The organism is Nocardioides cremeus, from assembly GCF_030518195.1.
Lineage (GTDB): Bacteria > Actinomycetota > Actinomycetes > Propionibacteriales > Nocardioidaceae > Nocardioides > Nocardioides cremeus.
On record NZ_JAULSC010000345.1, the window covers coordinates 1 to 273 of the forward strand.

At 56.4% G+C, this 273-nt stretch carries 1 protein-coding gene; it reads right to left on the bottom strand.

Annotation, left to right across the window (positions count from 1 at the left end):
• On the bottom strand, positions 1 to 261 hold a 261-nt coding region (locus QWJ41_RS21325), incomplete at its 3' end, for a penicillin-binding transpeptidase domain-containing protein (protein WP_336623306.1).
• Between the last annotated feature and the right edge of the window lie 12 nt (positions 262 to 273).

A 273-nucleotide genomic window follows, 5' to 3' on the forward strand; every position in this document is an offset into this window, starting at 1 on the left:
GTTGAACACCACGATGCATGAATACATCGGTTTGTCGTAAGGGAAGAAGCCGGTAAACGTCACCCGGAGTTTGTTTGTGTATCCCACGCCCGGCTCCATGATGCGTGCGGTTCCGGTTTTTCCGGCAATCTCCACGAAGTTGTTTTGCAGCCGCGGTGCCGTAGGCACACCCTTGTGGTCGCTCCACACCACAGCTCGCAGCATTGACCGCACCTCGCTTGCCGTCTTCGGGCTGAATGCCTGTTTCCGCACGTACGACACCGGGTTTGATTT